Source organism: Parvibaculum lavamentivorans DS-1 (assembly GCF_000017565.1).
GTDB classification, from domain to species: Bacteria; Pseudomonadota; Alphaproteobacteria; order Parvibaculales; family Parvibaculaceae; genus Parvibaculum; species Parvibaculum lavamentivorans.
This window is the reverse complement of record NC_009719.1, coordinates 1,041,085-1,056,551: the sequence shown is the minus strand read 5'-3', so window position 1 is coordinate 1,056,551 and position 15,467 is coordinate 1,041,085. Positions and strand designations below refer to the sequence as shown.

General features: G+C 63.2%; 16 protein-coding genes. 7 read left to right on the top strand and 9 right to left on the bottom strand.

What is annotated here, in order from left to right; translation table 11 throughout:
* Positions 1 to 78 precede the first annotated feature (78 nt).
* From PLAV_RS04975 to mltF, 3 genes are all read right to left on the bottom strand, one after another.
* On the bottom strand, positions 79 to 1,578 hold the full coding sequence (locus PLAV_RS04975; RefSeq protein WP_012109856.1) for a flavin-containing monooxygenase: 1,500 nt from the start codon (positions 1,576 to 1,578) through the stop codon (positions 79 to 81).
* Positions 1,579 to 1,728: 150 nt separating this feature from the next.
* The gene (locus PLAV_RS04970; RefSeq protein WP_012109855.1) at positions 1,729 to 2,361 is read right to left on the bottom strand and encodes an OmpW/AlkL family protein; all 633 of its coding nucleotides are present in this window, start codon (positions 2,359 to 2,361) and stop codon (positions 1,729 to 1,731) included.
* A gap of 147 nt (positions 2,362 to 2,508) precedes the next feature.
* Entirely contained in the window at positions 2,509 to 3,933 is a 1,425-nt protein-coding gene (gene mltF, locus PLAV_RS04965) for a membrane-bound lytic murein transglycosylase MltF (protein WP_049767716.1), read from the bottom strand.
* A gap of 396 nt (positions 3,934 to 4,329) precedes the next feature.
* Here mltF and PLAV_RS04960 point away from each other — a divergent pair, with 396 nt between their 5' ends.
* The 3 genes from PLAV_RS04960 (at position 4,330) to PLAV_RS04950 (ending at position 6,176) form a co-directional block, all read left to right on the top strand.
* Complete coding sequence (locus PLAV_RS04960) at positions 4,330 to 5,271, top strand: DnaJ C-terminal domain-containing protein (RefSeq protein ID WP_041536361.1); 942 nt, start codon at positions 4,330 to 4,332, stop codon at positions 5,269 to 5,271.
* Complete coding sequence (locus tag PLAV_RS04955; RefSeq protein WP_012109852.1) at positions 5,268 to 5,585, top strand: chaperone modulator CbpM; 318 nt, start codon at positions 5,268 to 5,270, stop codon at positions 5,583 to 5,585. Before PLAV_RS04960 ends, PLAV_RS04955 begins: the two co-directional genes overlap by 4 nt.
* A 147-nt stretch (positions 5,586 to 5,732) precedes the next feature.
* Complete coding sequence (locus PLAV_RS04950) at positions 5,733 to 6,176, top strand: hypothetical protein (RefSeq protein WP_143710168.1); 444 nt, start codon at positions 5,733 to 5,735, stop codon at positions 6,174 to 6,176.
* Positions 6,177 to 6,190: 14 nt separating this feature from the next.
* On the opposite strand, the gene PLAV_RS04945 is transcribed toward PLAV_RS04950, so the two are convergent.
* Positions 6,191 to 6,919 carry a toll/interleukin-1 receptor domain-containing protein gene (locus PLAV_RS04945; RefSeq protein ID WP_012109850.1) on the bottom strand — a complete coding sequence of 243 codons (729 nt, stop codon included), beginning with the start codon at positions 6,917 to 6,919 and terminating at the stop codon, positions 6,191 to 6,193.
* Between the two features lie 498 nt (positions 6,920 to 7,417).
* On the opposite strand from PLAV_RS04945, the gene PLAV_RS04940 reads away from it, so the two are divergent.
* Together PLAV_RS04940 and PLAV_RS04935 are read left to right on the top strand one after the other, a co-directional pair.
* Positions 7,418 to 7,882: an Rrf2 family transcriptional regulator gene (locus tag PLAV_RS04940; protein ID WP_012109849.1), complete on the top strand. Its 465-nt coding sequence runs from the start codon at positions 7,418 to 7,420 to the stop codon at positions 7,880 to 7,882.
* A complete protein-coding gene (locus tag PLAV_RS04935) occupies positions 7,872 to 8,570 on the top strand; it encodes a class I SAM-dependent methyltransferase (protein ID WP_012109848.1) in 699 nt (232 codons plus the stop codon). The genes PLAV_RS04940 and PLAV_RS04935 overlap by 11 nt, the downstream gene beginning before the upstream one ends.
* 244 nt (positions 8,571 to 8,814) lie before the next feature.
* Here PLAV_RS04935 and PLAV_RS04930 read toward each other — a convergent pair whose 3' ends face one another.
* Positions 8,815 to 9,252: a MarR family winged helix-turn-helix transcriptional regulator gene (locus PLAV_RS04930; protein ID WP_012109847.1), complete on the bottom strand. Its 438-nt coding sequence runs from the start codon at positions 9,250 to 9,252 to the stop codon at positions 8,815 to 8,817.
* A 92-nt stretch (positions 9,253 to 9,344) separates the two neighbouring features.
* Between PLAV_RS04930 and PLAV_RS04925 the strand changes: the two genes are divergently transcribed.
* A complete protein-coding gene (locus tag PLAV_RS04925) occupies positions 9,345 to 10,145 on the top strand; it encodes a DUF899 domain-containing protein (protein ID WP_012109846.1) in 801 nt (266 codons plus the stop codon).
* 31 nt (positions 10,146 to 10,176) lie between these two features.
* Complete coding sequence (locus PLAV_RS04920) at positions 10,177 to 10,836, top strand: glutathione S-transferase family protein (RefSeq protein ID WP_012109845.1); 660 nt, start codon at positions 10,177 to 10,179, stop codon at positions 10,834 to 10,836.
* Positions 10,837 to 10,966: 130 nt separating this feature from the next.
* Here the strand turns inward: PLAV_RS04920 and PLAV_RS04915 are convergent, their stop codons facing one another.
* The 4 genes from PLAV_RS04915 to PLAV_RS04900 form a co-directional block, all read right to left on the bottom strand.
* Positions 10,967 to 12,196: an acyl-CoA dehydrogenase family protein gene (locus PLAV_RS04915; protein WP_012109844.1), complete on the bottom strand. Its 1,230-nt coding sequence runs from the start codon at positions 12,194 to 12,196 to the stop codon at positions 10,967 to 10,969.
* A gap of 113 nt (positions 12,197 to 12,309) precedes the next feature.
* Positions 12,310 to 13,437 carry an acyl-CoA dehydrogenase family protein gene (locus PLAV_RS04910; protein ID WP_012109843.1) on the bottom strand — a complete coding sequence of 376 codons (1,128 nt, stop codon included), beginning with the start codon at positions 13,435 to 13,437 and terminating at the stop codon, positions 12,310 to 12,312.
* Positions 13,438 to 13,612: 175 nt separating this feature from the next.
* On the bottom strand, positions 13,613 to 14,884 hold the full coding sequence (locus PLAV_RS04905; protein WP_012109842.1) for a serine hydrolase domain-containing protein: 1,272 nt from the start codon (positions 14,882 to 14,884) through the stop codon (positions 13,613 to 13,615).
* Positions 14,885 to 14,915: 31 nt separating this feature from the next.
* Positions 14,916 to 15,413, bottom strand: coding sequence for a MarR family winged helix-turn-helix transcriptional regulator (locus tag PLAV_RS04900; protein WP_012109841.1), 498 nt, complete (start codon positions 15,411 to 15,413; stop codon positions 14,916 to 14,918).
* Positions 15,414 to 15,467: the final 54 nt, after the last annotated feature.

Below are 15,467 nucleotides of genomic sequence, written 5' to 3'. Positions count from 1 at the left end.
AACACGGTCCGAGCCTCGCCTGGGCGCCGCTTCGCGTCTTGTCCCGAGGCGCCTCATTGCTGGATAAATGAGTCCATATCAGCCGACGAGCGCGTATTCCGCGAAGTCGGGATGGCGCATTTCCCACCAATATCTGGCGGTAAAGCTCGACCAGTTGTTGGTGACCTTGCCTTCTGCGGTCTTGTACCAGCTTGAGCAGCCCGCCGCCCAGACGGTCTTCTGCATGTCCCGCTGGAGCGTCCGGTTGAAGCTTTCCATGGCTTCCTTGCGAACATCCAGGTAGCGGAGCCTGCTGTTCTGCAGGGCGCCTGCAAGCTGGGCGATGTAGTTCGCCTGGCATTCGATCATGAAGATGATCGAATTATGCCCGAGGTTCGTGTTCGGGCCGTAAAGCATGAAAAAATTGGGAAAACCCGCCACGGCGACACCGCGATGGGCTTCGGCGCCTTCCGCCCAGGCGTCGTTCAGATCGACATTGCCGCGGCCGACGACTTTCATCGGGGCGAGGAAATCCGTCGATTCAAAGCCGGTGGCGAAGATGATGGCGTCGACGGGATGGGCGACGCCATCTTCCGTCACGATGGCATCGGCGGCGATGCGCGAAATATGGCTCGTTTCCACATGCACGTTGTCGCGGGCGAGCGCCGGATACCAGTCATTCGTCAGGAGGATGCGCTTGCAGCCGGCGGGATAGTCCGGTGTCAGCTTCTTGCGGAGGGCGGGATCCTTGATGTGGCTTTCCATTTCCTTCAGGGAGGCTCGCTCGAAGAGCTTGCCGAACCAGCTGCCCTGCACGAAGGCGAGGTAGTTCCGCTCCAGCGTGAGATAGGTGAGGTATCGCTGGAGCTTCACCAGCCACGGAAAAGCGCGGAAAAGCGCCTTTTCCCGCTCGGTATAAGGCCGGTCGGGTTTGGGCACACACCAGTTGGGCGTGCGCCGGAAAATGGTGAGGCGGCCGACTTGCGGCGCGATCTCCGGTACGAACTGGATGGCGCTGGCGCCATTGCCGATGACGCCGACACGCTTGCCCGCAAGGTCCGCGTCGTGGTTCCAGCGCGCGGAGTGGAAGGCTACGCCCTTGAAATCATTGAGGCCTTCGATCTTCGGCATGGCCGGACGGTTGAGCTGGCCGACGCCGGAAATCAGCACATTGGCCTCGAACTCCTCGCCGCTGGCGGCGCGCAGGCGCCAGAGCGCAGCAGCCTCGTCGAAGCGGGCCTCGGTGATTTCGGTGTTGAAGCGGATGCGCGGAAGCAGATCGTATTTGCGGGCAACGCCTTCAAAATATTCGACAATTTCCGGCTGAGGCGCGAACTTCCGGCTCCAGTCCGGCTTCGGCTCGAAGGAGAAGGAATAGAGCATGGAGGGCACATCGCAGCCCGAACCCGGATAGGTGTTGTCCCGCCAGGTGCCGCCGACACTGGCGGCCTTTTCGAAGATCGTGAAATCGCCGATGCCCGCTTCCCGGAGCTTGATCGCCATGCAGAGGCCGGCCGCACCCGCACCGAGAATGGCGACGGCGAGGGGGCGCTTTTTGACCTCCGTGCCTTCCACCAGCGACCTGATCGAGTCTCCCACGCGCCTTCTCCCTGCCTGATTTTCGGGGTGATTTTTGCTTGTTTTTCAAGCGCTTGGCAATGAGAGATGCCGCCGGCCCTTTCAATAAAAATCCCCTGCCTCGCGAAGAGGCAGGGGACGGTGGGGAAGGCCGAACTTCCGAAGAGACGCCTAGAAGCGGTAGCCGACACCGACGCCGACGATCCAGGGATCGATGTCGACATCGGCCGTGATGGCGCCGCCATTCATCGACACGTCGGTGCTGAGGAAAAGCTTCTTCACGTCGACGTTCGCATACCAGTTGTCGTTGAGCGCGTAGTCGGCACCAACCTGTAGCGCATAGCCGAAAGCATTGTCGTAATCGATGCTCGTGACCGGACTGCCGGCTGCGACGTCCTCGTTGTAGAAGATCGTGTAGTTGAGGCCCGCGCCTACATAGGGGCTGAAACGCTCCTTCGGCATGAAGTGGTACTGCAGCGTAAGTGTCGGCGGCAGAAGGCTTACTTCGCCGAGATCGATACCCGCATTGTGGGACACGTCATGCTTGGTCGTCGCCGCGATGAGCTCGAGCGCGATGCTGTCGGTGACGAAGTAGGTGAAGTCGACTTCCGGGACTACGTCGTTGTCGATGCTCACGTTTCCGCCGATGGTCGTCGATGCGTCCTCATCGGGTATGACCGCGATGGCGCGGGCGCGGACCATGAAATCGCCCGCCGACTTGCCTGTGAATTCGGCGTGTGCCGGTGTGACCGAGAAGCCCGCCACCAGCGCAATTGCCGCCACCCCTGCCCTGTAGTTCTTCATCTCTCATTCTCCGTTTCGCTGCGCCGACACGGCGCATCCGCCCCCACTTTCCTCCAATAACCACAAAAATAATCTGGTCATTTGGTCGCACCGGCTGCGCGGAATGTCGCATTCCGTACAAACACTTAGAGGGAAAGGAGGAAGGCGCTAACTGCCCGAGCCGGCCTCGAGAATATGCATATAGGTGCGGACCTGCTGGACGAAATGGACCGCCTGCCCGCCCCGCGCGCGGCCATGTTTCAGACCATCCGTGTACGCAGCATTGTTGAGGAGAGGCAAAACACGGCGGAGATCCGCCCAATTATCGCGATCGCGGCCGAGACGCGTGGCCAGGGCACGGGCGTCGTAGACATGGCCGAGGCCGAGATTCCAAGCGGCGAGCGCGAACCAGGTGCGGTCCGGCTCCTGGACGCTTGGGGGAAGTTTCCTTTTGATATCAGCGAGATAGCGCGTGCCTGCGGCAATGCTCTCGGCCGGGTCGAGACGGTTTTCGACGCCGAGATGCTCCGCTGTCTGACGAGTGAGCATCATGAAACCGCGCACGCCGGTGGGGCTTATGGCATCCGGGTTCCAATGCGATTCCTGATAGGCGATGGCCGCAAGTAGTTGCCAGGAAAGCTTATTTTCGCGCGCGGCGCGCCGGATCAGCTTTTCGTAATCGGGCAGCCGCTCCTCGACAGCGCGATTGAAGGCGCGCAGATCGACATAATCGAAAAGCGGCAGAAAACCTGAAAAACGGCGCTGGAGCGCGGCGACCGCGCCCGACTTTTTAGCTCCCGCGAACCAGGCGCGGAGGTGGTCCTTCAGGTCTTCCGAGCCCGGCGCGAGAAACCAGGCGACGGGCATTTCTCCAGTCAAATCAAAGGCTTGAACGAGTTCCGGGTGGTAGGGATTGTTGACCTTGAAGATGAGACTGTCCGCCGCGACGCAATCGAAATCGCCTGCGGCGGCGCGCGCCAGCAACTCCTCCGTAGACTGATTTAATTCCGTGACGGAGACGGTTTCGATCTTGCCGACGGCGATGGCCAGCGCCTCGGCGGCGGGCGTACCGCGCGAGGCGACGAGGCGCAAGTCCTTGATCCCACTTGGCTTTTTCGGCAACGCCACATCGCGGCGGCAGGCGAGAAGCTGGCGCACCGTCTCATATTCCGGGCCGATGGCGAATGCCGCCTTGCGCGCCTCCGTGACGGCGAGGCCGGCGGCGGCGAGGTGGCCCTTGCGGGCGGCGAGCGCCTCCATAAGCCCTTGTTCCGTATCGTAAATCCGGTATTCGACCTCGACCCCAAGCGACTTTCCGAGGCGCTGCATCATCTCGTATTCGAAGCCGGTGAGGCCATCCGCGCCTTCATACCAGGTGGTGGGCGCAAGCCGCGTCAGCACCACGAGCTTGCCGGAATCCCTAATGGCTTCAATGCCTTGCGGGACCGGCGGGCGATAGACATAGAGATAGATGAAGTGGTTTGCGCCGAAAAGGACGAGGAGGAGCGGCACGATCCACGGAATGCGGCTGCGGGTGGCGGGCAGCCGCATGCGGGCGCGAAGCGCCGCTCCGGCACGCCGCAGCCAAGCCATTGTTCCGTCTATATTTTTCCGCAAGGGGCCCCGCAGGCATGATCGCTTTTGCCGGGCGATCCTAGCACGAGAGCCGCGCCCCCGGCAGCGGCGGGCGGAGGGCGCATCGCGGGCGACTGTCACAATTCAGGATGGCGGATTTCCGCGGTTTTTCGGCGGGCGGGGATGACTGTCATCGAACTGTTATCGAACCGTCATAAAGACGGCTTTCAATCATCTGTGTACGGATTATTGCGATGTTGTCCCCGGTTTTGGCAGGGTGGACAAAGGAGAGACTTTTCCGTGTGGCTCCCCCCTCACCCTTCCCTCTCCCCCCGAAGGAGAGGGAAAAAACTTGTCCCCGGTTTTGGCGGGATGCCAACCTAGCCACCGGGGCGGCGCAACGGGATGAGTGCGATGGACGATCCTTACGAGACGCTTGGTGTGGCGCGGACGGCGAGCGAGGCGGAGATCAAGTCGGCCTTCAAGAAGCTCGCGCGGAAGCTTCACCCCGACCTGCACCCCGGCGACAAGGCGGCCGAGGCGCAGTTCAAATCGGTGTCGGCGGCCTATGACCTCCTCAAGGACAGCGAGAAGCGGCGGCGCTTCGACGCGGGCGAGATCGACGCGGGCGGCGCGGAGCGGCCGCAGGAACGCTACTACCGCGACTTCGCCGATGCGGGCTTTGCCGGCGGGCCGGGCGCGCACGCGGCGGGCGACGGCTTTGCGAGCAACGAGGACCTCAACGACTTCTTCGCGCGCGCCTTCGGCGAGGGCGGCGCTTTCGGCGGCGCGCGGCGGCGCGGCGCCGAGTTCAAGGCGCGGGGACAGGATGTGAGCTATACGCTGCCCGTTTCCTTTCTCGACGCGGCGAAGGGCGCTGTCCGTACACTGACGATGCCGGACGGCAAGACGCTGAACGTGACCATTCCCGAAGGCGCGGAGGACCGGCAGATGCTCAGGCTGAAGGGCCAGGGCATGCCCGGCTTCGGCGGCGGGCCGGCGGGCGACGCCTATGTGGAACTGCATGTGACGCCGCACGCCTTTTTCCGCCGCAAGGACGACAATATCCATGTCGAGATCCCCGTGACGCTGAAAGAGGCGGTGCTCGGCGCGCGCATCGAGGTGCCGACGATCGCGGGGCCCGTCGCCATGACGATCCCGAAGGGATCGAACACGGGTAAGGTTTTGCGGCTGCGCGACAAGGGCGTGAAAAACCGGAAGAGCGGCGTGCGCGGACACCAGATGGTGACGCTGAAAGTCGTTCTGCCCGAGGGCGAGGAACCGGCGCTGGCCGAATTTCTCGAAAGCTGGGAACCGCGCACGCAGCAGGACCCGCGCAAGGAGATGCTGCCATGACCGGGATCGAGGAACTGGTGGAAGGGATCGAGGCGCTGCAGCGGCGCGACCTCGAGGCATGGATCGCCGAAGAGCTTGTGGCGCCGCGCGAGGAAGCGGGCGCGCTCGTCTTTTCGGAGATGGACTGCGCGCGGGTGCGGCTTATCTGCACGCTCCGCTACGAGCTCGAGATCGAGGCGGGGGCGCTTCCCGTCATCCTGTCGCTGCTCGACCAGCTTTACGACACGCGGCAACAGCTCATGGCGCTGACGGCGGCCGTGGCACGGCAGGACGAGGCTGTGCGGGAGGCTGTGATCGAGGCGATGAGGGAGTGAGGGACAAAAATCAGATATTCAATTTCTGTCGGAATGACTACTTCTCCGGTCTGCATTTCTCGATCATTGTTGTTACTAAAGGTTATGAAATCTCTGCTCAGCAAGAGGCTCGTTAGTCTATGGGAGAAGCGAAGCGTCAGAAACAGATTGAAGAGGACGCGAGAGCATATTCTCGGCCGATCAGGTTTCTTCGATCTTCCGGATTCGGAGAATGTATCTGCCGTAATCTTTTCGAATGCAGGAACCATTGCGAAGTTTGACCGGATGGGGGTTACTGCAGGCTTCGGTGCAGATGGATATAGCTACTTCCGTGTAGGCTTTCGATACAACCCCGATCCAAACGCGGTCATGGGCGAAGCATTCCGTGTTGACGTTCGGGAGGAGTCGTATGAAGAGTACTGGACGCAGGAAATCCAGGTCTTTCATAACCCGAACGCCAAGCATCCATTGCCGTTCGAGGCGCTTCTTGGTGCCACACACCACCGCTTCGAGAACGGACACCTCGAGTCTTTAACGCCGACGGGCGCGGTGCTGAGTTCATTCACGCTCCTGCTGGAGCACGTCGGCGATGATCAGGGTGTTCAGAGTTAGAACGACCTATGAGGTTAGACGGCCACCAGCTCGGCGAGCTTAGCCGCGACGTCAGCCATTGGCATTTCTGCAGTGTCCAGGCCGTTTCGCGAGGCGAGCATTGGGCTTACTTCGCGGAGAGCTTCGTACGTTGTGTTATGCACGATGGGAACGAGTTGGTCACGCGCTAGAAGTACTGAAAGCTCCTTGTCAGCTACACCTGCTGCGGGAAGACGCTTCAGCAGCGCCGGGGTCACCAGCACAATCCCTACCCGGGACTTCGCCAAGCCCTTGTCGATAGCGCGGAGGAATGGTTCGCCGAGGCCAATGTCATTCTCGCTGAACCAGACCGAGACATCGCGTGACACGAGCAGATCATACAACTCCTTGGCAACGCCCTGCCGGTCATCCCACGCGTGGCACAGAAATATGTGCCGAAGATCGGGCAGGGACGCTCGCTTCTCGACGGTCTCGCGGATTGGCGTGAGCGCCCTTACTTCCTCGGTCGTGTAAAACTGAGACGAAACGGCGCTCGACCAGCGCGGTTTGGTGGTGCGAGGGGAACTGCTACCGCCACCGCGGCTTCGACCGCCGCCACTGCTCCCTGACGAGAAGTAGGATGGAGTAGAGTAGGACGGGGTAGAGGATTGGCGCGAGTACCCGTAGCTGCTGTAGCCTCGGCCATAGCGGCTACCACATGCTGGGCAATCCGCAGCAGCGGCCGCTGAGCGATGACCTCTCACTGGTGCTGTGCATCTAGCCATGCAATTGAGGATACGCGATTCTCTTGGGTTCCTCTAGCGCGTCGCATTAGGTCAGAAGCGGCCCCGGCCTGCCCCTCTTCGCCGCGTGGCAGTTTGTTGTCGGGCGGATGAAGCGCCGGGCTTGCGGGATGCGCTCCGGATCGCGGTTTCCGAATTGTTTCGCTTTGCTCGCAATGACGGTGTTGGGGGCGGGGGGTCACTGTACGCTGGTGTTTACTGCCCTTCGCTTGCGCTCCGGGCGTTCGAAGCTTGCAAAGGTCCACTGGACCTTTGCATTTGCTGGCGCAAACCGCTTCTCACCCCCCTCACCCTTCCCGCCTTCGGCGGGCCCCTTCCCTCTCCCCGAGGGGAGAGGGAGATAGGGCGGTGCGTTCTGGACTTCGGGTGGGGCCTACCCCTCCCCAAAATTCGCAAAGCGAATTTTGACCCTCCCACATGGGGAGGGTGGGAAGAAGCACCCGCTTGACTCCGGGCGCGACTCGTAACATATAAAGTTACATGAAACGGAACAGCCAATTGTCGGGCGTGTTGCATGTGTTGCTGCATATGGATGCCCATGACGCGCCGATGACTTCCGAGGTGCTTGCGGGGGCGATGCAGACGAATCCGGTGGTCATCCGGCGGATCATGGCGGGGCTTCGGGAGGCGGGGTATGTGCGCTCGGAGAAGGGGCATGGGGGTGGCTGGTCGATCGCCTGCGACCTGAAGGCGGTGACGCTGCGCGACATTCATGAGGCGCTGGGCGGCCCTTCCCTGCTTGCCATCGGCAACCGGACCGAGGCGCCGGGCTGCCTGGTCGAGCAGGCGGTGAATGCGGCGCTGACGCAGGCATTCGACGAGGCGGAGGCGCTGCTGCTCAAGCGGCTGGGCGGGGTGACGCTGGCGGCGCTGGCCAGGGATTTCAAGAAGCGCCTCGCCGCGCGGGGCGGGCCACACGAAATGGAGAAAGCCCATGCAGGCTGAGATGACGAGACAGATGATCGCGAATTTCAACGATCCCGCCGCCGTTGCTCAGTATACGGAGGGTCCGGTGCGCTTTGTGCCCGGCTATACGGAGCTTCACCGGATGACGGCGATCCTGCTTGGCGAGCGGGCGCCCGCGAATGCGCGCGTGCTTGTGCTCGGCGCGGGGGGCGGGATGGAGCTGAAGGCGCTGGCGGAGGCGCATGTCCGCTGGACCTTCGAGGGCGTGGACCCGGCGGGCGAGATGCTGAAGCTTGCGGAGCGGACGCTTGGGAGCCTCGCGCCGCGCGTGGAACTCCGCGAGGGCTATATCGAGGATGCGAGCGAGGGACCGTTCGATGCGGCGGCCTGCCTGCTGACGCTGCATTTTCTCGACCGGGGGACACGCGTGCGGACGGCGGCGGAAATCCGGCGGCGGCTCAAGCCCGGCGCGCCTTTCGTGGCCGCGCATTCGAGCTTTCCGCAGGATGAAGCGTCGCGGCCGCAATGGCTCTCGCGCTATGCGGCCTATGCTGTGGCGGCCGGCGCGGACCCGGAGATGGCCGAGAAGGCGCGCGCGGGCGTGGCGGCGCATCTCGACCTGCTGACGCCGGAAGAGGACGAGGCGGTGCTGCGCGAGGCGGGGTTTTCCGATGTCGCGATGTTCTATGCGGCGTTCACGTGGCGCGGCTGGGTTGCTTATGCGTGAGGGGGAGAGAAGGTTTGATGGCGCTTTGCGCCGAAGAAGCTTGATCCGCGCCTGAATTAAAAACTCAGTGTCATCCCGGCGCAGGCCGGGACCCATTGGTTCCCTCAGCAAGCGCGGCTACGCGTGACCTCGATTGCGGACAAGACTGTTTTCCTTCAGCTTCCCCCACACTCGGCATTGCGAGTGGGTCCCGGCTTTCGCCGGGATGACAACTATTTTTTGGCTGTTTATTTGAACAAACGGCTCACGCAATCGCGCGGAGGCCGACGCGGACGGGTTCGGGATCGACGCCCATTTCGCGTTCGAGGGCGGCGTGTTCGCTTTTCCAGACCTTCATCGCGGCGCGGAGCACCTTGCGGCCCTTGGGGGTGAGCGCGAGCTTGCGGCCGCGCCTGTCCTCCGGGTCTATGGCGACGGAAACGAGGCCATCGCGTTCGAGCGGCTTCAGGTTTGCCGTCAGCGTCGAGCGGTCCATCGCGAGGAACTTCGCGACCGGGCCCATCGAATGCGGCGAGGGTCTGTTCAGCACATTGAGGAGCGAGAACTGGCCGCTGGTGATCCCATGCGGGCGAAGCACCTCGTCGAAGCGGCGGGCGAGCGCGCGGGCGGCGCGCTGCGCATGCAGGCAGAGGCAGTTGTCGCGGATATGGGCGGTGGTTTCGTATGTGTCTTTTTCGATCATGGCTGTCAGCTACATGATTTTTCGATTGATATCAAACTTCCTCCATTCTATTGATATCAAACCAATTGGCAAGACGGGGAAAGGAGCCTTTCATGAGCGCGGCTATAGAAACCGAAGCGCCGAGGACAGCACGCACCGTTTCCCGCGCGGAATGGGAAGAGGCGATGCAGGCGCATCTCGCCAAGGAAAAGAAGCTGATGCGGCTTCAGGACGAACTTGCCGCCGAGCGGCGGCTCCTGCCGCGCGTCGAGGTGACGAAGGATTATTCGTTCGATACGGCGGACGGAAAGGCGACCTTGGCCGATCTCTTTGCCGGCAAGAGCCAATTGTTCATCAAGCATTTCATGCTGAGCCCCGGCCAGACGACGCAATGCGTCGGCTGTTCGCTGGAGGTCGATCATGTGGGAGGACTTATCGAGCATCTCGCCGCGAACGACATTGCCTATACCGTGGTCGCGCGGGCGCCGCTTGCCGAGATCGAGGCGATGAAGAAGCGGATGGGCTGGACCTTTCCCTGGGTGTCGTCGTTCCATTCCGACTTCGGCTACGATTTCGGCGTGTCGTTCCGGCCGGAGGATGTCGAGGCTGGGCGGGCCATGACGCGCGGCGGGATGGCGGTGCCGCCGGGAATGCTCGACATGTCGGGCAATGACGTTTTCGAGAAGGACGAGAGCGGCCGCATCTATCACACCTATACGGTGTCGGGGCGCGGCGGCGAGAATTTCCTCGGCATCTACAGATATATCGACGTGACGCCGAAAGGCCGGCAGGAGCCCCATTACGGCTCGCTTGCCGACTGGGCGCGGCCGCGCCCCCTTTACGGCGAAGGCGGGACGGTGGAAGCGAACGGGCGCTATCACAAGGGCGGCTGCGGCTGCGCCGTCCACGGATGAATTCGACAGAGACGGATACAAGGAGAGAATGATGCGGACGTTGAGTGTGTTGAAGTGGGTGCCGCCTTTCGCGCGCGGCTCCGTGAAGGAGTTCCGCGTGCGCTGGGCGCTGGAGGAAGCGGGACTTCCTTACGAGGAGCGCGTGCTGACGCCGGCGGACCAGGACGCGGCGGACTACCGCGCGTTGCAGCCTTTCGGGCAGGTGCCGGTGCTGGAGGAAGACGGGTTCGAGCTGTTCGAGAGCGGCGCCATCGTGCTTCGCATCGCGGAGAAGAGCGAGGTGCTGCTGCCACGCGACGAGCGCACCCGCGCGAAGGCGATACAATGGATGTTCGCGGCGCAGACATCGGTGCAGCCGTCGATCGACCAGGTGACGGCGCTCGACTTCTTCTACCCCGAGGAAGAATGGGCGAAGCTGCGCCGCCCGGGTGCGGAGGATTTCCTGAAGCGGCGGCTCGGACAGCTGGCCGGACGGCTGGAAGGCCGCGAATGGCTGGAGGACCGCTTCACGGCGGGCGACCTGATGATGGCGACGGTGTTGCGCGATTTGCGCCACCGGGATTTCCTGTCCGGGTTTCCGGCGCTTGCGGGATATGTGAAACGCTGCGAGGCGCGGCCGGCTTTCCAGCGGGCGCTCGCGGACCACATGGCGCTCTACGCGGAAGCGGCGAAGGCCGAAGCGGCGGAGTGAGGGAATGACGATTAAAGAAAAAGGCCGGATTGATGATCCGGCCTTTTTATTCTGTGGGTGGGGCGCCCCCTCACCCTTCCCGCCTTCGGCGGGCCCCTTCCCTCTCCCCGAGGGGAGAGGGTGAGATTTCTTATTTCCCCTTCGGGGCCTGATTGAACGGCAGGTCCTTGTCGACGCGGACGTCCTGCGGCATGCCGAGGACACGTTCGGCGACGATATTGCGGAGGATTTCGTCCGTGCCGCCGGCGATGCGGTAGCCGGCCGCGCCGATCCACTGCTCCGTATAGGCGCCCTCTTCCGGCGAGATCTTGCGGTCGCGGATGACGCCGCCCATGTCCTGCAGGTCCATGCCGAAGGAGCCGAGGTCCTGCATCTTCTTCGCCGCGACGATCTTGGAGATCGACGATTCCGGTCCGGGGGTTTCGCCCTTCGACAAGGCCGTCAGTGTACGGAACCTTGTGAACTTCAGGCCCTGCGCCTGAACATACCAGTCAGCGATGCGCTCGCGGACGCCGCCGTGGCGGATGGCGGGTTCGCCGGCAATGTCGGTTTCACGAGCGAGAGAGATCAGTTCGTCCGTGTCGGCATTGCCCTGGCTGCCGCCGACGGCGAGGCGCTCATTCATGAGCGTCGTCAGGGCGACCTTCCAACCGTCGCCGACCTTGCCGAGACGCTGGCTGTCCTTGACGCGGAGATTGGTGAAGAAGACTTCGTTGAATTCGGCGCCGCCCGACATCTGCTTAATCGGACGCACTTCGACGGCGGGGTCCTTCATGTCGATCCAGAACATGGTGAGGCCCTTGTGCTTCGGCACGTTCGGATCGGTGCGGACGAGGAGGATGCCGTAGTCGCAGAAATGGGCACCGGAGGTCCAGACCTTCTGGCCGTTGATGACCCAGTCGTCGCCATCCTTCTCGGCCTTGGTGCGCAGGCCCGCGACGTCGGAGCCGCCGGCGGGCTCGGAGAAGAGCTGGCACCAGATTTCATCGCCGCGCACGGCGGGACGCACGAAACGCTCTTTCGCCTCGTCCGGGCCCCATGTCATGACGGTGGGGATGCACATGCCGAGGCCGATGGCGAAGATGCCGCCGGGGACGGCGTATTTCGATTCTTCCTGGCTGTAGATGACGTTGTTGATCGTGGTGCCGCCACCGCCGCCCCACTCCTTCGGCCAGGTGATGCAGGCATAGCCGGCATCGGCCTTCTTCGCCTGCCAGGCCTTGGACTGGGCGAGCAGTTCCTGCAGGTCCTTCGGCGGGGCGATGTCCTTCGCGTTTTCCTTGCGGGTGGCGTTTTTATCGAGCCATTCGCGGACTTGCGCGCGGTAGGCGGCTTCTTCCGGTGTGTCGTTGAAATCCATTTTGGTTCTCCCGAATTTGTTTTGGGCGCTGCTACCCCTCCCCAAACCGCCTTTGGCGGTTTGACCCTCCCACAGGGGGAGGGTGGAAGAGGAGCGCGCGTCGATGCTTTTCGTTACGCCGCGTTCTTGGCTTCGAGGCGCGAGACGAGTTTTTCTTTCCACTGGATGGGGGCGCCGACGGCGAGGGCCAGCAGTTTGGCGCGGCGGTAGTGGAACTGGCAGTCGGACTCCCATGTGTAGCCGATGCCGCCATGCGTCTGGACGTTTTCCTGGGCGGCGAAGACATAGGCGTCGGAACCGGCGATGCGCGAGGCGGCGGCGGCTTCCGGCAGTTCGGCGCCTTCGTCGTTCAGCATCATGGCGCCGAAATAGGAATTGGATTTCGCCAGTTCCTTTTTCACATAGATGTCGGCGAGCTTGTGCTTGATCGCCTGGTAGGAGCCGATCTGGCGGCCGAAGGCGTAACGCTCAAGCGAATAGTCGCGTGCCATTTCGAGCGCGGCTTCGGAACCGCCGACCTGTTCAAAGGCGAAGAGAACGGCCGCGCCGTCGAGGATGCGCGAGAGCTGCGACCAGCCTTCGCCTTGCTTGTCGCCGAGAATTTCGGCGGGGGCATCCTTGAAGGTGAGCGTGACGTGCTGGCGCGAGGGGTCGATGGTGCGGACGGGCTCGGAGGAGACGCCGCCGGCCTTCAGGTCCACGATGGCGAGCGAGACGGCCTGCTCACCGGCACCACCAGTGTTGACCGCGACGATGGCGACATGGGCCGCGCCGCCATCGGCGACGGGCTGCTTCACGCCGCTGACCTTGCCGCCCGCGAACTTCACCGCGATGTTGCGCGGATGCGCGGCATGGGTGCCTTCGGAGAGAGCGAGCGCGCCGATGGCTTCACCCGAGGCGAGCTTCGGCAGCCAGGTCTCTTTCTGCTTCTGCGTGCCGAAGAGGCGGAGCGCCTCCGCGGCGAGATAGATGGAGGAGGAGAAAGGAACGGGCGCGGCGGAACGGCCGAGCTCTTCCGCGATCACGCAGAGTTCAAGCGCACCGAGGCCAAGACCGCCGAATTCCTCCGGGATGGCCGTGCCGGTGAGGCCCATCTCGACGAGGCCTTTCCAGACTTCGGCGGCATAGGGCTCTTCCTTTTCAAGCACGCGGCGCGTGACCGTCATGGGGCACTTGTCGGCGAGAAACTTCCGGACGGATTCCTTCAGAAGTTTCTGGTCGTCGGAAAAATCGAAATTCATGGCGTCTCCTCATTATCATTGCCTCGCACGCGGGCGCGCCCACGGCGGCTGTTTGGGCGCATTCTCACTGCAAAGGAGGCTTGTGAAAAGGGCGCAGATTTTACGTTGCGTCCGCTTGGGATGACGCGGCGGGCTGGCGCCGAATCCCGGCTGCGAGGTGAAGTTCCGGGCTGAATTACGAGGCAGCCGGGCTTTTGGATCGCCGCATTCGCCGGAAGACGAGAACGGCAAGAACAATGATGACGGCCCAGCCGGCGAGCAGCGTGAGACCGATGGCCGGAAGCATGCTGTCGATCTGTCTCACATCCACCTGCCCGGCATGCCAATAGACCCATTCGCCGCCGAGCGCCGCGGCGAGGCCCGGATTGCCGGTAGCGAGCACGAGGATGCCGTCTCCCGTTGCCGGGTCGATACGAGCGGTGGTTTCGATGGCGGGGAAGTTCATGCCTTCATGGCCGATGATGAAGCCGCCGCCGGGTGCTTCCGCATAGAGCATGACGCCGAGGCCCCAGATCGGCAGGCCGAATTGCGAGGCATGGGGTGCGCGCATATCGGCGGCAAGACCGGGCGGGAGAGCGGGATCGCCCGCGCCCTCCATTTGCGCTTCGAGGAAGCGGGCGAGATCGGCGGCACTCGCATGGAGCGAGGCGGCGGATGGCGCGGCGAAGTTGCGATAGGCGCAGGGCGCGCCCTCAACATCGAAACAGGGGGCGAGGCCCGCGGCTTCCGCCGCCGCCAGATCGAATGTCGCATGGGACATGCCGAGCGGATCGAAGACCACGCGCTTCATATAGTCAGCGAAGGGCTCGCCCGAGATTTCCTCGATGAGAAGTTCCAGCAGCGCATAGCCGCCGCCCGAATACTGCCACGCGGTGCCGGGCTCCCGGCCGACGCGCGTCCGCCCATCGGCGCCGGACATGGGATCGGCGGCTTCCGTCAACGATGCCTCGAGCGTCTGCACGGGCGTGCCCTTCTCGAAGCCCATATAGCCGAGGCCGTCCGTCAGGCCGGCCGTGTGGGAGAGGAGGCGCCGCGCGGTGACGCCATCCGCGTCATATTCCGTTTCGGGAAGCTGCCAGCGGGTGAGATAGCGCGACACGGGCGCATCGAGATCGAGCCGCCCTTGCTCCGCGAGTTTCAGCACGCCGAGCGCCGTCGCCCATTTGCTGAGGGAGGCGAGCTGGAAAAGCGTGACGCGGGTGACGGGCGCGCCGGCGGAAACATAATGCTCGCCGAAGACCTTGCCCTTTTCGATCAGCACCAGGGCAACGGCGCCCTGCCCCGTCGCGTCCAGCGCGGCAGCCGATGTCGAGAAGAAAGATGCCACATCCTCGCGCGGGCCCGGATCGGCGTGCCACCAGCCCTGGCGGGCGCCGGTGAAGACGAGGATGGCCCAGAGAGCCAGGGCGAGCAGGACGGCGAGAATTAGAAGGGATAATTTGCGCATTGATTATGCTAAGCCGAGAAGTGGCCGACATTCAAGCATCGGCGCGGCTGGCGCTTTCTTCCTGCGGCGTATTCCGCTCCACGGCTTCGAGGTTTTCCTTGATGCGGCGGAGCATGGCGACGAGGGTTTCGTATTCTTCCGCCGTGAAGCCCTTGAGGGCGTCGCCGAACATGCCGAAGGCGGCGTCCCACAATTCGTCGTGAAAGCCGTCGATGGCATCGGTGAGATAGACGCGGCGGACGCGGCGGTCTGCCGGGTCCGGGCGGCGCGTGATGAGGCCCAGTTCCTCCATCCGGTCCAGCAGGCGGCCGAGCGGCGCCTTTTCCATCATCACAAGATCGGCCAGCTCCGTCTGGGTGACGCCATCCTGCTGGCGCAATTCCGCGAAAACCCGGGATTGCGGCATGGTGATGCCGGTGCCCGAGGCGCGCAGGCGGTTTTCCCAGGCGCGCTTGAAGAGCCGGAACACATCGCGGTGAAGCCAGCCGAATTCCCTGTCGGGAACGGCTTTCCTGTTTTTGCCCGCCATCAGGGCCGGTCCTCCCACAGAATCCATCTTCTCTATCGTAACCAAGGATACTAT